Source organism: Paraburkholderia sp. D15 (assembly GCF_029910215.1).
GTDB lineage: Bacteria > Pseudomonadota > Gammaproteobacteria > Burkholderiales > Burkholderiaceae > Paraburkholderia.
Genome location: NZ_CP110395.1, coordinates 3,182,634 through 3,200,633 on the forward strand (window position 1 = coordinate 3,182,634; position 18,000 = coordinate 3,200,633).

An 18,000-nucleotide genomic window follows, 5' to 3' on the forward strand; every position below is an offset into this window, starting at 1 on the left:
GATGCTTACGCTGGGAATTTCCTGCAACCGGGTTTGCGGTAACTCCGCCATTCGATGGGCGATTCGGCGAACGCGGCCGATGCGAGCGATGCGCCTGCGATGCCTGCGATGCCTGCGATGCCTGACATGCCTGACATGCCTGACATGCCTGACACGACGATGTGGGCGTGAGCTTGCTGGCTGCCACGCCGTCGAACATGTTGGAGTCGGTCTGGGAGAGGTCGCGCGGAGGGTCTGCGGATCTGGCTGTTCGACGAGTCGTCGCCGCAAGCCCGCTCGTGGCTGCTTCGTTTGGCGGTGATTAGCCTGTCGAGCGCGTCGAACGCGTCCAGCGCTTCGGGCACGTCGTGCGCGTCAGGGCGGATGCCGGCGTCATTGCTGGACGCGAAAGGTTGCATGACTGGCGACGCACCCGGCGACAGGCACGATGGGATGACCGGAAAGCGGTCATTCTAGTGCGCCGGCGGCCGTTATGTTTTTTAGCGGGACGACACCACCGTGTGGCCACGCGGCGCGAGCGCCACCGCGATCAAACCGGCCGCGCCGAGCACCAGCGAGGCCGCCGCCAGCCACAGCGCGAGCGAGAACGAACCGGTGTGCGCGGCGATCGGCGCGGCCACCAGCGGGCCGACGATCTGGCCGATACCGTACGCGGCCGTCGCGAAACCCATCAACCCCGCCGCGTGATCGCCACGCAGACGCCGCGCTTCACGCATCGCGAACAAGGTGATCGCGGTGAACGGCAGCCCGAGCAGGATGCTGCCGAACGAGAATCCGGCCGCCGTCGGCCAGACGATGCCGAGCCCGACGCCCACCGCCTGCAACACGTAGCAGCCGGCGAGCAGCACGCGGTTGTCCCAGTGGAGCGGGAGGCGCGCGGCGAGCACGGCGCCGGCCATCAGCGCGACGCCGAACATCGGCCAGAACAGATCCGGCCACGACGAACCCGGCAACGCGTGCCGCGCAATCACCGGCAGGAAGGTCGCGGTGATGATGTAACCGAAACCGGGAATGCCGTAGAGCAGGATCAGCCAGAAAGCGTCGGCGCTGCGGGGTTGAGGGGTGATGGAGTGAGGCGTTCGGTTCGCCGCCGCCCGCGCCGCCCGCGCTGCCTGTGCCGTCTCCTCCGATTCGACCTCGTCCAGCTCGGCGGCGGAAAGACCGATCGACGCCAGTTCGATCTCGGCGAATTCGGTTTCGGTCTGGTTGCCAGTTGCCTGCGGGTTGGGCACTGGCGCGCCGGCTGCGTGGCCATCGGTCTTGCCGCCAAACGCCGACCACACCAGCAACGACAACACCGCCGCGATCAACCCGAAACCAATCCACCCCGCCGTGGCGCCATAGCCTCCCGCGGCGCTGACCAGCAGGCCGGTACCGGCGATCCCCAAACCCGGGCCCGCGTAGATCACGCCGCTCCAGCCATGCGCGTCGAGTTCGGCAAGCCGCCGCAATCCCCACTGGGATGCATAGACAAAGGTCCACGCGCTGACCGCACCGGCGACGAAGCGCACCACCGCCCACACCCAGAACTGACTGGCGATGCCCATAGCCAGCGTCAGCAACACCGTCAGCACGAGACCGAGCCGCACCATCCGCGCGGCATCCACCCGCAACGCCGCGCAGGCCACCGCCCCGACGAAATAACCCGCGTAGTTGAACGACGCCAGCCAGCCGCCGTGCTGGATATCGAGGTGCGGCTGGCCGAATGCGCTGCCGTGAAGCATCAGCGGCAATAACGGCGTGAACGCAAAGCGACCGATGCCGAGCGCAACGGCCAGGGTCACCATGCAGGCAAGCGCGGCCTGCCGGGCGGCGCGATCGTCGGCCGGACGGCCGGTGGCAGTGACAGAGGCAAGTGAATTCGTGGACATGACAGCAAAATGACGACAGATGACAACCGTTGACGGCCACCATTTCGGATGGGTTCAGTGCATCGTAGCTTGACGTTTCGATCATTAAAAATGAATAATTACGATACAAACCATCATCTGGAGAGATCATGGATCTGGCCGCACTGACCATCTTTCGCGCCGTGGTGCGAGAAAACGGCGTGACGCGCGCCGCCGCCAAGCTCAATCGCGTGCAATCGAACGTGACCACGCGCATCAAGCAACTGGAAGAGCAACTGGGCACCGACCTGTTCATCCGCGACGGCCGGCGCCTCGTGCTGACGCCGGCCGGCGAGACGCTGCTGCCCTACGCCGAGCGCCTGCTCGCGCTTGCCGACGAGGCACGCCATGCCGTGCGCGAGGATCGTCCGAGCGGCCGGCTGCGGCTGGGCACAATGGAAAGCGTCGCCGCGACGCGTCTGCCGAGCCTGCTCGCGCGTTATCACACGCAATGGCCGGATGTCGCGCTGGAGCTGGAGACGGGAACCACCGGACGGCTGATCGAGCGGGTGCGCGAGTTCGAAGTGGACGCAGCGCTGGTCGCGGAACCGCTCGATCCGGCCTCGCTCGACGAACTGTTCGAAGCGGTGCCCGTGTTCACCGAGGAACTGGTGATGCTGACGCCGCGCGAGCATCGGCAGATTCGCGAGGTGCGCGACATTGCGCTATCGACGCTGGTCGCGTTCGAGCGTGGCTGCGCTTATCGGGCGTATATCGAGAAGTGGTATCTGGAGCATGGGGTGCGTCCGGCGCGCGTGCTGGAGCTGGGCTCGTATCACGCGATCGTCGCGTGCGTGGCGGCGGGCGCGGGCGTCGCGGTCGCGCCGCGCTCGGTGCTCGATTTGCAGGCCGATGCCAGCAATATCGCCGTGCATCCGCTTCCGGAAATCGGGCCGATCGACACGCTGCTGGTGTGGCGGCGCGGGCATTTTTCGTCGGCGCTGAATGCGCTGAAGAAAACGTTGACGGCGACGGACGAGGTGGTGGAATTGCCGGAGACGGCGAGCGTTGTCTGATGCAGCGGAGCGTTGCGCCGAGGGCGCGTTGTTGCGACGTTGATTCGACGTTGATTCGACGTTGTAGCGACGCCGATAGCCGTGGGGCCGCTTGAAAGACCCGCCCGTGGATCGCACCACACGGCGCGCGGCGAACCGCCCGGACCTCGGACACGCCCGAAAGCGCCGCGCAAAAAACTTGGGCCACGTAGCGCGCCGATGTTCCGGCGCCCTACGTGGCCCAATCAACTTCAAACAGTCAGTTCAGATCAGAGCTGCGCTTCGACCCAGCCCTTCACGCCGGCCAATGCCGCCGGCAGATTCGCCGGTTCGGTACCGCCAGCCTGAGCCATGTCGGGACGGCCGCCGCCCTTGCCGCCCACCTGCTGCGCGACGAAGTTGACCAGTTCGCCGGCCTTGACCTTCTTGCTTGCGTCCGCCGTCACGCCGGCGATCAGGCTGACCTTGCCACCTTCGACCGCCGCCAGCACGATCGCCGCGCTCTTCAGCTTGTCCTTCAGCTTGTCGACGGTCTCGCGCAGCGTCTTGACGTCCGCGCCTTCGAGCGTGGCGGCGAGCACATGCACGCCGGCGACTTCGATCGCCTGGCCGGCCAGCTCGTCGCCCTGGCTCGACGCCATCTTCGACTTCAGCGCGCTCAATTCCTTCTCGAGCGACTTCACCTGATCCTGCACCTGCGCGATGCGCTGCGTCAGCTCTGCCGGTTGCGCCTTCAGCACCGCCGCCGCCGCATTGATGCGCGCGTCGAGATCCTGCACGAAACGCACCGCGTTATCGCCCGTGATCGCTTCCACGCGACGAATACCCGCCGCCACGCCGCCTTCCATCACGATCTTGAACAGACCGATGTCGCCGGTGCGATTCACGTGCGTGCCGCCGCACAACTCGCGCGAGAAACCGAGGTCGAGCACGCGCACTTCGTCGCCGTACTTCTCGCCGAACAGCGCCATGGCGCCGCCCTTCACCGCTTCGTCGAACGGCATGACCTGAACCACGCCGGGCGCGTTCGCCAGTACTTCGGCGTTGACGATTTCCTCGACGCGGCGAATCTGCTCGTCCGTCATCGGCGCGTTATGCGCGAAGTCGAAGCGGGTCTTGTCCGCGTCGACCAGCGACCCCTTCTGCTGCACGTGCGAGCCGAGCACTTCACGCAGTGCCTTGTGCATCAGGTGGGTGGCCGAGTGATTGCGGGCCGTGCGGGCGCGCCGCACCGCGTCGATTTCCGCCTTGACCACGTCGCCGACCTTCAGCGTGCCCTGTTCGAGCGTGCCGTGATGGCCGACCACGTCGGCCTGCACCTTCAGCGTGTCGGCCACCGCGAAACGCACGCTGGCGTTCGCGAGCACACCCTGGTCGCCGACCTGGCCGCCCGATTCCGCATAGAACGGCGTGTGATCCAGCACGACGACCGCCTGCTGACCCGCCTCGACCGCTTGCACCGACGCGCCGTCCACGTACAGCGCGATCACCTTCGCGTCGTCGAAGACGATTTCTTCGTAACCGTGGAACGTGGTCTTCGCGCCCGAGTATTCGAGGCCTTGCGCCATCTTGAACTTGCCGGCCGCGCGCGCCTGGTCGCGCTGACGCGCCATGGCTTCGTCGAACGCGGGTTCGTCGACGGTCACTTCGCGTTCGCGGCAGACGTCCGCCGTCAGATCCAGCGGGAAGCCGTACGTGTCGTGCAGCTTGAAGGCGAGTTCGCCGTCCAGCGTCTTGCCGCCCTTCGCTTCCAGATCGGCCAGCGCGCTGTCGAGAATCGACATGCCGTGCTCGATGGTCTCGAAGAAGCGCTCTTCTTCCTGACGCAGCACGTCCGTCACGCGTTGTTCCGCTTCCTTCAGTTCCGGATACGCCTCGCCCATCTGCGCGACGAGGTCGGCCACCATGCGATGGAAGAACGACCCCTTCTTGCCGAGCTTGTAGCCGTGACGGATCGCGCGGCGCACGATACGGCGCAGCACGTAGCCGCGGCCTTCGTTGCCCGGAATCACACCGTCGACGATCAGGAACGAGCACGCGCGGATGTGATCGGCGATCACCTTCAGCGAGTTGTTGGTCAGGTCGGTCACGCCGGTTTCACGGCCCGCCGCCTTGATCAGCGCCTGGAACAGGTCGATTTCGTAGTTGCTGTGCACGTGCTGCAGCACCGCGGCGATCCGCTCCAGACCCATGCCGGTGTCGACGCACTGCTTGGGCAGCGGCGTCATGTTGCCTTGCGCGTCGCGGCTGTACTGCATGAACACGAGGTTCCACACTTCGATGTAGCGGTCGCCGTCTTCCTCCGGCGATCCCGGCGGGCCACCCCACACGTCCGGACCGTGGTCGTAGAAGATTTCCGAGCACGGGCCGCACGGGCCGACGTCGGCCATCTGCCAGAAGTTGTCCGACGCGTAGCGCGCGCCCTTGTTGTCGCCGATGCGGATGATGCGCTCGACCGGCACGCCCACTTCCTTCGCCCAGATGTCGTGCGCTTCGTCGTCTTCCTGATAGACGGTCACCCACAGCTTGTCTTTCGGCAGCTTGTAGACGCTCGTCAGCAACTCCCACGCGTAATGGATCGCGTCGCGCTTGAAGTAGTCGCCGAACGAGAAATTGCCCAGCATTTCGAAGAACGTGTGGTGACGCGCGGTGTAGCCGACGTTTTCCAGATCGTTGTGCTTGCCGCCGGCGCGCACGCTGCGCTGCGCGGTCGTGGCGCGCGAATACGGGCGCGATTCCGCGCCGAGGAACACATCTTTGAACTGCACCATTCCCGAATTGGTGAAGAGCAGCGTCGGGTCGTTGCCGGGCACAAGGCTCGACGAGCGAACGATCGTATGGCCCTTCGATTCGAAGAACTTGAGGAATTTCTCGCGGATTTCGGCGGCTTTCATAGCGTGCGGGGGACGGGTTTGCCAGTTCCCTGGCTGTTACCGGCGGCATCGAGCGATGCGCCAACTGTGTGATTCTTAAACGACTGATTATACGGGATCGGCGCCCTTGCGCGACGGCACCGCCCGTCCGTTAGCCATTCGGCCAGGTCAGGACGGGCAGCATCGGACATCGGGCATGAGGTCCGCCGCGCATTTCGTCGCCCGAGAATCGTCCCATGTTCGTCCTATGGCGTTCGGCTGACTGCGCCCGCGCGCCCGGATCGCTTAAGATTGCCTGCATTCGCGGCCCGTCACGCGCCGCAACGGCTACCTAGGAGACATCGAACGACATGGGCGCTCTCAGTCATATCCGCGTACTGGATCTCACACGCGTGCTCGCCGGCCCGTGGTGCGCACAGACCCTCGCCGATTTCGGCGCCGACGTGATCAAGGTCGAACGCCCGGAGGTCGGCGACGACACGCGGCACTGGGGGCCACCCTACCTGAAGACGCCGGACGGCGCGGACACGCGCGAGGCCGCGTACTACCTGGCGGCGAATCGCAACAAGCGCTCGGTCACCGTCGACATCGCCACGCCCGAGGGCCAGCGGATCATCCGCGAACTGGCGGCGCAAAGCGACGTGGTGCTGGAGAACTACAAGGTCGGCCAGTTGAAGAAATACGGCCTGGACTACGCGTCGCTCAAGGAGGTGAAGCCGGATCTCATCTACTGTTCGGTGACCGGCTTCGGGCAGACCGGGCCGTACGCGCAGCGCGCCGGCTACGACTTCATCGTGCAGGGTATCGGCGGCTTCATGAGCATCACCGGTGAGCGCGACGGCCAGCCCGGCGGCGGTCCGCAGAAAGCCGGCGTGGCGATCGCGGACCTGATGACAGGCATGTACTCGAGCGTCGCCGTGCTGACGGCGCTCACGCACCGCGACCGTACCGGCGAAGGCCAGTACATCGACATGGCGCTGCTCGACGTGCAGGTGGCCATGCTCGCCAACATGAACTCGAACTTCCTCGCGAGCGGCCGGCCGCCGGTGCGCTGGGGCAACGCGCATCCGAACATCGTGCCGTACCAGACCTTCCAGACGAGCGACGGCTGGATCATCGTCGCGGTCGGCAACGACGGGCAGTTCCGCAAGTTCGTCGAGGCGGGCGGCCGCCCGGAACTGGCCGACGACGAGCGTTTCGCCACCAATCCGGCACGCGTGCGTCAGCGCGAAACGCTGGTGCCGATGCTCGCGGAGATGGTGCGGCTGCAGGGCAAGCGCGAATGGATCGCCGCGCTGGAGGCGGCGGGCGTGCCCTGCGGACCGATCAACGATCTCGGCGAAGTGTTCGAGAACGAGCAGGTGCTGGCGCGTGGGATGCGGGTCGATCTGCCGCATCCGTCGGGCGGCGAGGTCAAGCTCGTGCCGAATCCGATCAAGATGTCCGCGACACCGCCGCAGGCGGTGAGCGCACCGCCGACGCTGGGCGAGCATACGGACAACGTACTGCGCGACGTGCTGGGTTACGACGACGCGCGGATCGATGCGTTGAGGAAGCAGTCGGTGATTTGACGGCGGGTGGTCTGGGGGCGGGTTTCAGTTGCCAGGCTGCCGGGCACCGAACGATTCGCCGAATGAATCCAGCCATCGACGGCCCTCGTCCCAATCGCCGAGCCCGCTGTCCGCGTTGATATGGCCGCGCGGGCCGATGCCGATCCAGCGGCTACCCCACGCAGTCGCACAGTGCTGCGAAAACGGCAGACCGCCGTAGGGATCGTCGCTGCTCGCCACCACCATGCTCGCGAACGGCAAACGTGCGAGCGGGACCGGCGCGAAGCCGCTTGCGTCCTGCGGGAACTGCTCTCCAGCAGGGTCGGGGACGGCCACCAGCAACGCGCCCGCTACCTTCGCGAGTTGCGCGGCACTCGCATATTGCGTCGCCCAGAAGGCGACCGTCAGGCAGCCGAGACTGTGCGCCGCGAACGCGACCGGTGCGGCGGCGGCGGTGACGGCGGCCTCGAGCGTGCGGCACCATGCATCGCGTGAAGGGTGATCCCAGTCCGGCATCTGTACGCGTTTGAACGCCGGGTCGAGTGCCTCCCAGCGGGTTTGCCAGTGGCCCGCGCCGGAGTTCTGATAGCCGGGCAGGACCAGCAAGGTGTTGGGCTTGGTCATCGTGTTCGCCGTGTGTGGTCGAGTGTGATTGTTGTTGATGGTGTTGTTGTCGTTGTCGCGTGAGGCGTCGTCGGCTTCAGTGTCGGCACGGACCGGGCTGCGTCGCGCCGGGTTGCTCTGCGTCGCGGCACTCAAGCCGGAGCCGGAGCCGGAGCCAAAGCCGAAGCCGAAGCCGAAGCCGAAGCCGGAGCCGGAGCCGGAGCCGGAGCCGGAGCCGGAGCCGAAGCCAAAGCCGAAGCCGAAGCCAAAGCCGAAGCCGAAGCCGCGTCACCGTATCACACGCCCCACCCCGACGCCACGCGGATCGGCCGCCGGTTCAGGCGTAGTGCCCTCCACGCGAATCAACTGCACGTCGCCGGTGAAGCTCTGCTCGTCGAGCGTGTACCCCTTCGCTCGCAGCTGTTCCGCCAGCTCACCCGCAATCGGTCGATACGGCTCGAAGTAGATCGTCTTTTGCGGCAACAACTGATGATGGAAGCGCATCGCGGCGAGCGCATCCGTCGGGCTCATGCCGAAGTCGTACAGATCGGTCATCACCTGGAATAGCGTGGTCATGATTCGCGATCCGCCTGGCGTACCGATCGCGAGCGCGACCTTGCCGTCCTTCAGCAGCAAGGTCGGCGTCATCGACGAAAGCGGCCGCCGGCCCGGCGCGATCGTATTGACGTCATCACCGCCACCCGTACCGGACGCAGCCACGCCAGCAGAACCCGAACCCGCCGCGGCCCCGCCCGCAGGCTTCGTCACGAAATCGTCCATCGCATCGTTGAGCAGGAAACCGCCGCCGTCCACCACCACGCCCGAGCCAAAATCGCCGTTCAACGTGTACGTGTTCGACACCGCGTTACCCCACTTGTCGACCACCGAGAAATGCGTGGTCTGCGCCTTCTCCGCCGACCCGGCCGCATCCGCGAGACCGGGCTTCACCGGCGCGGCGCCCGGCACTTCGTCGGGTTTGATTTCGTCGGCGCGCTGCGCGAGATAGGCGTCGTCGAGCAGCTTGCCCACCGGCACCGTCGACGAATCCGGATCGCTCAGGTACTGCTGCCGGTCGGCGAATACGCGGTCCTCGATCTGCGCGATCAGATGGATGTACGGCACGGAGTTCAGTTCGAGGCCATCGAACGCCTGCTTCAGATCGGCCTTCATCTTCAGCATCTGGATCAGGCCGACGCCGCCCGAACTCGGCGGCGGCGCGGTGACGACCTGATAACCGTTCCAGTCGGCGGTGAGGGGTTGACGCCACACGGCCTTGTACTGCGTCAGATCCTGCTTCGTGACGAGACCGTGGCCGTACATCTGCTGCACGATCAGGTCCGCGGTGCGCCCTTCGTAGAACTCGCGGCCGCCGTCGCCGGCAATGCGCGACAACGTCTGCGCGAGTTCCGGCTGGCGATACGTGACGCCCGCCTTGAGGTTCGAGAAGTAGGCGTCGAAGTTGGTCTTGCCGGCGAAGTTCTTCGCCGCCGCGTCGCGGCGCTGCTGCAGCCACGGCTCGACCGGGAAACCGTCGGTGGCATAGCGGATCGCGGGCGCCAGCACCTGCTTCCACTTCAGTTTGCCGAAACGCTGCTGCGCCTCCCACATGCCTTCGACGGTACCCGGCACGCCGACCGCGCGATGCCCGACCGCGCTCAAGCCCGGCAGCAGGTTGCCCTTGTCGTCGAGGTACATGTCGCGGGTCGCCTGTTGCGGCGCGCGCTCGCGGTAGTCGAGAAAGTAGGGCTTGCCGTCCATCAGCACGGTCATGAACCCGCCGCCGCCGATGTTGCCCGCGTCCGGCCGCGTCACGGCCAGCGTGAACGCCATGGCCACGGCCGCGTCGATCGCGTTGCCGCCGGCCGCGAAAATCTGCTGCGCGGCGTCCGCGCTGTAGCGGTCCGGCGCCGCCACCGCCGACGCGTCGAGCACCGGCTTGGGCGCGGTCTTCGCGAGCGCGGCGACCGGCGCGAGACTCATCGCCAGCAACGCGAATCCGGCGGACGCCGCCGCGAACCGGGGTAACCGGCGCGCCAGACCGCGCAGCCAGGCGCGAGACTCGGTGGCGGACCCACCGCGGTCAGGAAAGTCAGCGGCCAGACAGGAACCAGAAACGAAACGCGCGCGACGCGCGCCTTGGGTCGAAACAGACATCCGAGATACTCCGGGGAATGAGGGGCACGACGCAGCGGCGCGAATGCGTGAATCGAAGATTCGAGGACTCGAAGACTCGAAGATTCCAAGACTCACGAGACACAGGACACGCAGGACACGCGAGAAACGCAAGGAACGCGAGGGCCGCAAGGGACACGAAAAACGCGAAAGCTGCGAGGGGCCGCACGCATGCTAAGTCGCTGACCTGGCGGCCAACAAACCGTTTTACCTCCTGTTACAGCACCTTAAACGCAGCTTGCGGCCCGTCCAGCCGACGGGGAAAACCCGCCGAAACCGCTCGAACGTTGGCTGCGCGCCGCATTCGCCTGCCGCGAAGGGACGCGTCAGGTAGAATTGCCGGATCAGTGAGCGCATCACGCGCCCCGACCGACTTTCACCTTCTCGCATGAATACCGAACGCAACGACGCGCCAGCGGCATCCAATTTCATCCGCAACATCATCGACGACGACAACCGCAGCGGCAAATGGGGCCAGCGCGTCGAAACGCGCTTTCCGCCGGAGCCGAACGGCTATCTGCACATCGGCCACGCCAAGAGCATCTGCCTGAATTTCGGCGTGGCGCGCAGCTACGGCGGCGTGTGCCATCTGCGTTTCGACGACACGAACCCGGAAAAGGAAAGCGTCGAATACGTCGATTCGATCATCGACGCCGTGCGTTGGCTCGGCTTCGAATGGGAGAAGGACGGCAAGGAACAGCTCTACTACGCGAGCGACTACTACGACAAGCTGTACGAGTTCGCGGAACTGCTGATCGAACGCAACAAGGCCTACGTGGACAGCCAGTCGGCCGAGGAAATGCGCGCCAACCGCGGTTCGGCCACCGAGGTCGGCACGCCGTCGCGCTTCCGCGACCGCTCGGTGCAGGAAAACCTCGACCTGTTCCGCCGCATGAAGGCCGGCGAGTTCAAGGAAGGCGAGCACGTGCTGCGCGCGAAGATCGACATGTCGTCGCCGAACTTCAACATGCGCGACCCGGTCATTTACCGCATCCGCTTCGCGCATCACTACCGCACCGGCGACAAATGGTGCGTGTACCCGATGTACGACTACACGCACTGCATCTCGGACGCGCTGGAAAACATCACGCATTCGCTGTGCACGCTGGAGTTCGAAGACCATCGTCCGCTGTACGACTGGATCCTGAACGAACTCGCGGAGGCCGGCATTTTCACGCGCCCGCTGCCGCAACAGATCGAGTTTTCGCGTCTGAACCTGACCTATGCGATCACCAGCAAGCGCAAGCTGCTGCAACTCGTGACCGAAGGCCACGTGGACGGCTGGGACGATCCGCGCATGCCGACCATCGTCGGCGTACGCCGCCGCGGCTTCACGCCGGAATCGATCCAGCTGTTCTGCGAGCGCATCGGCGTGACCAAGGTCGATTCGTGGATCGACATGAGCGTGTTCGAAGGCGCGCTGCGCGACGATCTGGACGCGAAGGCGCCGCGCACGGTCGCCGTGCTGGACCCGGTCAAGCTGATCATCGACAACTTCCCGGAAGGCGTCAGCGAGCCGTGCAGCGCGCCGGTCCATCCACATCATCCGGAACAGGGCGTGCGCGAGTTTCCGATTTCGCGCGAACTGTGGATCGAGCGCGAGGACTATAACGAAACGCCGCCGAAGGGCTATTTCCGCCTGTTCCCGGGCAACAAGGTGCGGCTGCGCTACGGCTACGTGATCGAATGCGTGGGCGCGGACAAGGACGAGAACGGCAACGTGGTCGCGGTGCATTGCAACTACTTCCCGGACAGCAAGTCGGGCACCGAAGGCGCGAACAACTACAAGGTCAAGGGCAACATCCACTGGGTCAGCGCGGCCACCGCCTGCCCCGCCGAAGTGCGCATCTACGACCGCCTGTTCAAGGAACCGCAACCGGACGCCGGCGGCCGCGAATTCCTCGACGCGCTGAATCCGGACTCGAAGCGCGTGGTCAACGCGTACCTCGAACCGGGCGCGCGCGAAGCGCTGCCGGAACAGCGCTATCAGTTCGAGCGTCATGGCTATTTCGTCGCCGACCGCGTCGATTCGACCCCCGGCAAGCCGGTGTTCAACCGGATCGTCAGCCTGCGCGACAGTTGGGGCAAGCCGGCGTAAGCTTGGGCGACCGTTGGTCGCGGCGCATCCGAATGTGCGCAACTGACGTAAAAGACGGCGTGCATCCCGATCGCGGGGTGCACGCCGTTTCGTTGCATCATGTTCCATCGACAGTGACGGCGCGCCCGCCCGGCTGCGTCAGTCCCGGAGGTCCGGTCCGATGAAAGTTACCGCCCGCCGCGGGGCGCGAGCCGCCCTGCTCACGCTGTTCGCGCTCGGTGCCACGTGCCTTGCCTGCGCCGCGCACGCGGACGAACTCACCGGCACGCTGAAAAAAATCCACGACGACGGCGTGGTCGTGCTCGGCGTGCGCGAAGCGTCGATTCCTTTCTCGTACTTCGACGGCAAGGGCACCGCCGGTTATTCGCAAGACATCGCGCTGCAGATCGTCGACGAAATCAGGAAGACGCTCGGCATGCCGCAACTCAAGGTGCACGAGATCACCGTCACCTCGTCGAACCGCACCTCGATGCTGCTGAACAACCAGATCGATCTGGAGTGCGGGTCGACCACGCATACGGCGGAACGCGAGAACGTCGCCGCTTTCTCGAACAGTTTTTTCCAGTATGCGGTGCGGATGATCGCGCGCAAAAGCAGCGGGATCACGGACTTCCCGGACCTCGCGGGCAAGGCGGTCGTGACGACCGCGGGCACGTCCGACGAGCGGCTGTTGCGTCGTCTGAACACCGAAGGACATCTGAAGATGCGCATCACCAGCGCGCGCGATCATGCGGACGCGTTCGCCGCGCTCAAGGAAGACCGCGCGGTCGCCTTCGTGATGGACGAGCCGATCGTGTACGGCTTCAAGGCGACCGATCCGCGTCCGGACGACTTCGTCGTGACCGGCACGCCGCTCGGCTACGAGGTGTATGCGTGCATGTTCCGCAAGGGTGACGAGCCGTTCCGCAATCTCGTGAACGGCGTGATCGCGCGCAGCCAGACCTCGGGCGACGCGGAACGCCTGTATCGGCAATGGTTCACGCAGCCCATTCCGCCGCGCGGCATCAATCTGAATTTTCCGTTGTCGGAACAGAATCGCGCGCTGTTTGCGCATCCGAACGATCGCGCGCTGGACTAGCCGCGGCCGAACCCGAACCCGCTACGCCGCCAGCGACCGATGCAGTTCCGTCAGCGATAAGGTCGTCTGAAAAAGCCGCGACAGGCTCCGGCTCGCGTAACGATCGACCTCGTGCGGCGCGGCCCAGCGATACGCATCCATCTCGGGAATCATCGTGCCGTCGGAGCGGCGCGGAAACAGTGACGTGCAGATGCATGCGCTCAGATCGAGTTCGGACGCGACGGCCCGCGCGGCAAACAGATGCAGATCCTTATCGCGCCGGTAGACGAACAATCCCAGATCTTTCAGCCGGGCCGCATCGATCTCGATGCCGGTTTCCTCGACCATTTCGCGCAGCGCGGTGACGTGCGGCGCCTCGCCCTCCTCGCCGTGTCCTTTCGGAATGTCCCAGTGCGAGGTTTCGGTGGCATGCGCGAGCAAGACACGGCCGCCGGGATCGAGCAGCACGATCCCGCACGAGACGACCCGCGCGCTCACGGCCGTCCCGCGTTGCGCCAAGCCATGGCACCGGAGCGCGCCGGCGTCGAAGCGGCACGCAGCGTCACGACGCCCAGCATGCTCAGTGCTTCTTCTGCAATTGCCACTTGCCGCTGCTGCCCTGCTTGCAGAATTGCGGACGCAGGTTCATGGACTGCCCTTTCGCATTCAGCACGACACCGACGTCGCGGCAGGTGCGCTCGCCATCCTTGGCCGTACCCGCGACGGTGATCGTCGCGTCGATCTTCACGCTATTGCCGGTGCCTTCGTTGACCCAGTTCGCGGCTTCGCCGTCCTGCTTGTCGTTCAGCGCGTCGAACACGGCCCTCTTGATCGAGTCGACGTCGCGCGGCTTCATGTAGCTGATCGGCGTGTCGTTCAGAAAGCCGAGGTTCGCCGCCTGCGCGCCGAGCGCGCCGCCAAGCAGCAAACCGCCGACGGTCAGATGAAACAGGGCACGGGTTCGCATCGACATGAAGGGTTCTCCTCGAAAGTGTTGCAGACGGCCGACGCGCGCAGGCATTTGCGCACGTGATCTGGACCCCAAAAGCATAGCATGGAGCCTTTCGTTAATTTTAAGACGCGTCTCATACCCGTTCGATGACGGTATTTCTAAGATTGCTCTGTTGCGCCGCAGCGCCAATCCGACGTCGAATCCGACGTCAAATACGCGTCAAAAATAAACCGTCTCCATGAACACCGCCCACTCCCTCGAAACCTTCGCCGTCGCACTGGCGCTGTTGTGCGTCGCACTCGTACCGATCGCGATTCGCCGCGATCCCGGCCTCGCGCGCCGCATCGTGCGCATGGAAGCCGTGCCGAAAGCGCGCTGGCCGAATCTCCTCACGCGTTTCGGGCTGGCCTGTCTGCTGACGTCGTTCGCGCTGCTGCTGATCGGCTGCTACTACATCCTCGAAGGCGCGGGTTTCTGAGCGTCGTACCCATCGGTCAGCGTCTTCAGAAACGCGACCACATCCCTGATTTCCGCCTCGTCCAATGAAGGTTTGTCGCCCGGCTTGCGATCGAACGGCGGATCGGTATTCAGATTGACCCAATAGCGCTGCGGCAGGTCGTCGAACTTCCGCACCTTGCCGTTCGATACCGGATAGAACTTCTCCGGATTCGTATCGCGCTGCGCGTAGAAACGCAGCACCTGCTCCAGCGAATGATAGATGCCGTTGTGGAAGAAGCTCTTCTTCAACGCGACGTTGCGCAGCGTCGGCGTGCGGAAAAGCCCGCAAAACTCCGCGCGCCCGCCGAGGTCGGTGCGCTCCGGACCGCACGCGCCGAGGTCGTGGAATTGCGGGTCGCGATTTACCGCCAGCGCGCGGTTGCGCGGCACGCCGATCGCGATCAAACCGAAATCGCTGAACTGCGGCGGCGCGCCGTCCTTCGTGCGCTGGCTGATATGGCAGCTCGCGCAATTGCCCTTCTGTTCGTCGTTGAAGAGTTGCAGGCCGTGCAGTTCGGCTTTCGTCAGTTGCGCGTTGCCGGCCAGAAACGCGTCGTACTTGCTGGTGTACGGATAGAACAGTTCGGGCGTCTGCTCGAAGGTTTCGAGCGCTTGCAGCACCGCGTTGAAGGTGGCGTCGTCGTTGTCGAAGATGCGCGCGCCGAATGCCTCGCGGAATGCATCCGCGTACGGCGACGCTTTCACCGCGGCTGTGACCTTGGCCGGCGTGCTACCCATTTCGAACGACGACAACAGCGGAATGCGCGCCTGGTCGCGGCCACGGTCGACGCGGCCATCCCACGTCAACCCGCCGGTCGGACCCGCGTCGACGCTTTCGTCGCCTTCGTCGTCGGACTCGTGATAGTGCTCGGCGAAGGCCGGTACCGATTGCAGATACTTCAGCGTGGGCGCGGCGCGCATGCCGGTGCGATGCATGTCGTTGCCGCCCAGTTGCACCGACAGCGCATTCGGCGGCGAGAAACCGTGGCCGGGGCTATGGCACGACGCGCACGCGAGCCGGCCCGAGCCGGACAGCGACGCATCGAAGAACAGTTGCTTGCCGAGCGCGCTCATCTGCTGGACGGATTTGAACACCTCGGCCCGGGTCTGGCCGGCGTCGTGCACAGCGGGCTGCGCACCGGACTGCGCGCTGGCGGCAAGGGCGGCTGAAGCGGAAGCCGAAGCGGAAGCGGAAACCGCCGCGCTCGCGGCGCCCACCGAAGCCGCCGCGCTCGCCGGCGCTCCGCCGCCCGCCGCGGACGTCCTCGAATCGCACGCCGCCAGCCCCAGCGTGAGGCCCGCGAGCGCGAGCATCGTCGTCAATGTTCGAGCCATGGCGGTTGCCCCAGCGCGCCGCCGCGCCATCAGCCGAACCGCCGTTTTCCGTATCCCCGCAAGACCAGGCCGCATATGAGTGAAGTGAGTTGCCGATAGTAAAGTCCGCGAGCGTATTTCAATTGAATGTCTTTTAAATGACATAACGCCGACGCAATTTTAGAACTCAAAGCAATTCGTAATTAATTACATCTTTCTGTCAAATTCTGTCGCCAAACTTTCGCCCGCGGTCGTCGCTGTAAGTAATCGCACGACGGCCCGTCCCCAACGCGAGAGAGAGAATCCACATCCAATGAACAAAAAACTGATCTGCGCGACGCCTATCGCGATCGCAGCGGCGTTGACCCTGTACGCGTGCGGCGGCAGCGACGTCACGCCGCAACCGGACACCGCGGCGCAGGCCAACGCGCAAGCGGACATCTCGTCGATCAAGACGGTCGTCGTGATCTACGCGGAGAATCGCAGCTTCGACAACCTGTACGGCAACTTCCCCGGCGCCAACGGTCTGCAGAACGTGACGGCCGCGAACTCGACCCAGCTCGACCGCGACGGCTCGACACTGGCGACGCTGCCGCCGGTATGGAACGGTCTGACGCAAACCGGCGTGACGCCGGTGATCACCCAGGCGATGACCGCGAATCTGCCGAACACGCCGTTCGCGATCGACGATCCGAAGGGCTTCAACACGCCGATCACGGCCACCACGCGCGATCTGTATCACCGCTTCTACGAGAACCAGATGCAGATCAACGGCGGCAAAAACGACAAGTTCGCCGCATGGGCGGATTCGGGCGGCCTCGTGATGGGCCACTACACGCTCAACGCCGACAAGCTGCCGCTGTGGAAGATCGCGCAGCAGTACACGCTGGCCGACAACTTCTTCATGGGCGCGTTCGGCGGCTCGTTCCTGAATCACCAGTGGCTGATCTGCTCGTGCACGCCGACCTATCCGAACGCGGACAAGAGCCCGGCGGCCGGCTCGATCTCGGCGGTGGAAAACGACGGCGTGACGCTGAAACTGGCGACGAACTCGCCGGCCTCGGCACTGACCGGCGCGCCGAAGTACGTGCTGTCCGGCAACCTGACGCCTGACTTCTACGCGATCAACACCATGCAGCCGCCGTATCAGCCGAGCGGCAACAAGGCGGCGACCGGCGGCGACGCGAGCCTCGCCGATCCGACGCAGGCGACCACGCTGCCGGCACAGACACAAAAGCACATCGGCGATCTGCTGAGCGACGCGAAGGTGTCGTGGGCGTGGTACGGCGGCGCGTGGGGCGCGGCGGTGTCGGCGGCGCAAACCGGCACGGCCAACGTGATCTACGGTGCGAATCTGACGGCGCCGAACTTCCAGCCGCATCACCAGCCGTTCAACTACTTCGCCGATCTGGCGCCGGGCACCTCGAATCGCGCGCAGCATCTGCTGGACGGCGGCCTCGCCGGTTCCGAGTTCATCAAGGCGATCGATGCGGGCACGCTGCCGCAGGTGTCGTTCTACAAGCCGCAGGGCAACCTGAACGAGCACGCGGGCTACACCGACGTCGCGTCGGGCGATCAGCACATCGCCGATGTGATCTCGCATCTGCAGAAGAGCCCGCAGTGGAACAACATGCTGGTCGTCGTGACGTACGACGAGAACGGCGGCTTCTGGGATCACGTCGCGCCGCCGAAGGCCGACCGTTGGGGTCCGGGCACGCGGATTCCGGCGCTGATCATCTCGCCGTTCGCGAAGAAGGGTTATGTCGATCACACGCAGTACGACACCACCTCGATCCTGCGCTTCGTCACGCGCCGCTTCTCGCTGCCCAAGCTGCCGGGTATCTCGGCACGCGACGCGGCGCTGGTCAGCAACGGCAGCAAGCCGATGGGCGACCTGACCGCGGCGTTGAACATCAAGCAGTAAGGGGTGCGGTAAGCAACGGGCCGCCGCCGGCGACGGCGCGGCCATCCGGTGGGCAGTTTTGCGGGCAGCTTCGGC

At 65.2% G+C, this 18,000-nt stretch carries 14 protein-coding genes; 6 read left to right on the top strand and 8 right to left on the bottom strand.

The genetic code is table 11. The features are described 5' to 3' along the window. Positions 1 to 5 precede the first annotated feature (5 nt). Together LFL96_RS13660 and LFL96_RS13665 are read right to left on the bottom strand one after the other, a co-directional pair. Positions 6 to 398, bottom strand: coding sequence for a hypothetical protein (locus LFL96_RS13660; protein ID WP_280995761.1), 393 nt, complete (start codon positions 396 to 398; stop codon positions 6 to 8). Positions 399 to 479: 81 nt separating this feature from the next. Further along, entirely contained in the window at positions 480 to 1,787 is a 1,308-nt protein-coding gene (locus tag LFL96_RS13665; protein ID WP_281000748.1) for a YbfB/YjiJ family MFS transporter, read from the bottom strand. A gap of 212 nt (positions 1,788 to 1,999) precedes the next feature. Between LFL96_RS13665 and LFL96_RS13670 the strand changes: the two genes are divergently transcribed. After that, positions 2,000 to 2,905, top strand: coding sequence for a LysR substrate-binding domain-containing protein (locus LFL96_RS13670; RefSeq protein WP_280995762.1), 906 nt, complete (start codon positions 2,000 to 2,002; stop codon positions 2,903 to 2,905). A 248-nt stretch (positions 2,906 to 3,153) separates the two neighbouring features. On the opposite strand, the gene alaS is transcribed toward LFL96_RS13670, so the two are convergent. Then, entirely contained in the window at positions 3,154 to 5,778 is a 2,625-nt protein-coding gene (alaS, locus tag LFL96_RS13675; protein ID WP_280995763.1) for an alanine--tRNA ligase, read from the bottom strand. Positions 5,779 to 6,107: 329 nt separating this feature from the next. Here alaS and LFL96_RS13680 point away from each other — a divergent pair, with 329 nt between their 5' ends. Further along, positions 6,108 to 7,328 carry a CaiB/BaiF CoA-transferase family protein gene (locus tag LFL96_RS13680; protein ID WP_280995764.1) on the top strand — a complete coding sequence of 407 codons (1,221 nt, stop codon included), beginning with the start codon at positions 6,108 to 6,110 and terminating at the stop codon, positions 7,326 to 7,328. Positions 7,329 to 7,352: 24 nt separating this feature from the next. Here LFL96_RS13680 and LFL96_RS13685 read toward each other — a convergent pair whose 3' ends face one another. Both LFL96_RS13685 and ggt read right to left on the bottom strand, forming a co-directional pair. Further along, positions 7,353 to 7,931: an alpha/beta hydrolase gene (locus LFL96_RS13685; RefSeq protein WP_280995765.1), complete on the bottom strand. Its 579-nt coding sequence runs from the start codon at positions 7,929 to 7,931 to the stop codon at positions 7,353 to 7,355. Between the two features lie 267 nt (positions 7,932 to 8,198). Continuing rightward, the gene (ggt, locus tag LFL96_RS13690; protein ID WP_281000750.1) at positions 8,199 to 9,890 is read right to left on the bottom strand and encodes a gamma-glutamyltransferase; all 1,692 of its coding nucleotides are present in this window, start codon (positions 9,888 to 9,890) and stop codon (positions 8,199 to 8,201) included. 580 nt (positions 9,891 to 10,470) lie between these two features. On the opposite strand from ggt, the gene LFL96_RS13695 reads away from it, so the two are divergent. Further along, the gene (locus LFL96_RS13695) at positions 10,471 to 12,180 is read left to right on the top strand and encodes a glutamine--tRNA ligase/YqeY domain fusion protein (protein WP_280995766.1); all 1,710 of its coding nucleotides are present in this window, start codon (positions 10,471 to 10,473) and stop codon (positions 12,178 to 12,180) included. Positions 12,181 to 12,340: 160 nt separating this feature from the next. Beyond that, positions 12,341 to 13,258 (top strand): transporter substrate-binding domain-containing protein, encoded by a 918-nt coding sequence (locus LFL96_RS13700; protein ID WP_280995767.1) that lies wholly within the window; start codon positions 12,341 to 12,343, stop codon positions 13,256 to 13,258. 21 nt (positions 13,259 to 13,279) lie between these two features. On the opposite strand, the gene LFL96_RS13705 is transcribed toward LFL96_RS13700, so the two are convergent. Both LFL96_RS13705 and LFL96_RS13710 read right to left on the bottom strand, forming a co-directional pair. Further along, complete coding sequence (locus LFL96_RS13705) at positions 13,280 to 13,735, bottom strand: NUDIX domain-containing protein (RefSeq protein WP_280995768.1); 456 nt, start codon at positions 13,733 to 13,735, stop codon at positions 13,280 to 13,282. A gap of 82 nt (positions 13,736 to 13,817) precedes the next feature. Then, the gene (locus tag LFL96_RS13710) at positions 13,818 to 14,210 is read right to left on the bottom strand and encodes a hypothetical protein (RefSeq protein ID WP_280995769.1); all 393 of its coding nucleotides are present in this window, start codon (positions 14,208 to 14,210) and stop codon (positions 13,818 to 13,820) included. Positions 14,211 to 14,427: 217 nt separating this feature from the next. Between LFL96_RS13710 and LFL96_RS13715 the strand changes: the two genes are divergently transcribed. Further along, entirely contained in the window at positions 14,428 to 14,667 is a 240-nt protein-coding gene (locus LFL96_RS13715) for a hypothetical protein (RefSeq protein WP_280995770.1), read from the top strand. On the opposite strand, the gene LFL96_RS13720 is transcribed toward LFL96_RS13715, so the two are convergent. Continuing rightward, positions 14,640 to 16,052 (bottom strand): cytochrome c peroxidase, encoded by a 1,413-nt coding sequence (locus tag LFL96_RS13720; protein WP_280995771.1) that lies wholly within the window; start codon positions 16,050 to 16,052, stop codon positions 14,640 to 14,642. The two genes, LFL96_RS13715 and LFL96_RS13720, sit on opposite strands and share 28 nt — an antisense overlap. A 262-nt stretch (positions 16,053 to 16,314) precedes the next feature. Between LFL96_RS13720 and LFL96_RS13725 the strand changes: the two genes are divergently transcribed. Then, positions 16,315 to 17,925 (top strand): acid phosphatase, encoded by a 1,611-nt coding sequence (locus LFL96_RS13725; RefSeq protein ID WP_280995772.1) that lies wholly within the window; start codon positions 16,315 to 16,317, stop codon positions 17,923 to 17,925. Positions 17,926 to 18,000: the final 75 nt, after the last annotated feature.

Bases quoted from the DNA above. Each gene is read 5' to 3' on its own strand.
- LFL96_RS13660 (WP_280995761.1), bottom strand. From the start codon at position 398: ATGCAACCTTTCGCGTCCAGCAATGACGCCGGCATCCGCCCTGACGCG.
- LFL96_RS13665 (WP_281000748.1), bottom strand. From the start codon at position 1,787: ATGGTGACCCTGGCCGTTGCGCTCGGCATCGGTCGCTTTGCGTTCACG.
- LFL96_RS13670 (WP_280995762.1), top strand. From the start codon at position 2,000: ATGGATCTGGCCGCACTGACCATCTTTCGCGCCGTGGTGCGAGAAAAC.
- alaS (WP_280995763.1), bottom strand. From the start codon at position 5,778: ATGAAAGCCGCCGAAATCCGCGAGAAATTCCTCAAGTTCTTCGAATCG.
- LFL96_RS13680 (WP_280995764.1), top strand. From the start codon at position 6,108: ATGGGCGCTCTCAGTCATATCCGCGTACTGGATCTCACACGCGTGCTC.
- LFL96_RS13685 (WP_280995765.1), bottom strand. From the start codon at position 7,931: ATGACCAAGCCCAACACCTTGCTGGTCCTGCCCGGCTATCAGAACTCC.
- ggt (WP_281000750.1), bottom strand. From the start codon at position 9,890: ATGAGTCTCGCGCCGGTCGCCGCGCTCGCGAAGACCGCGCCCAAGCCG.
- LFL96_RS13695 (WP_280995766.1), top strand. From the start codon at position 10,471: ATGAATACCGAACGCAACGACGCGCCAGCGGCATCCAATTTCATCCGC.
- LFL96_RS13700 (WP_280995767.1), top strand. From the start codon at position 12,341: ATGAAAGTTACCGCCCGCCGCGGGGCGCGAGCCGCCCTGCTCACGCTG.
- LFL96_RS13710 (WP_280995769.1), bottom strand. From the start codon at position 14,210: ATGTCGATGCGAACCCGTGCCCTGTTTCATCTGACCGTCGGCGGTTTG.
- LFL96_RS13715 (WP_280995770.1), top strand. From the start codon at position 14,428: ATGAACACCGCCCACTCCCTCGAAACCTTCGCCGTCGCACTGGCGCTG.
- LFL96_RS13720 (WP_280995771.1), bottom strand. From the start codon at position 16,052: ATGGCGCGGCGGCGCGCTGGGGCAACCGCCATGGCTCGAACATTGACG.
- LFL96_RS13725 (WP_280995772.1), top strand. From the start codon at position 16,315: ATGAACAAAAAACTGATCTGCGCGACGCCTATCGCGATCGCAGCGGCG.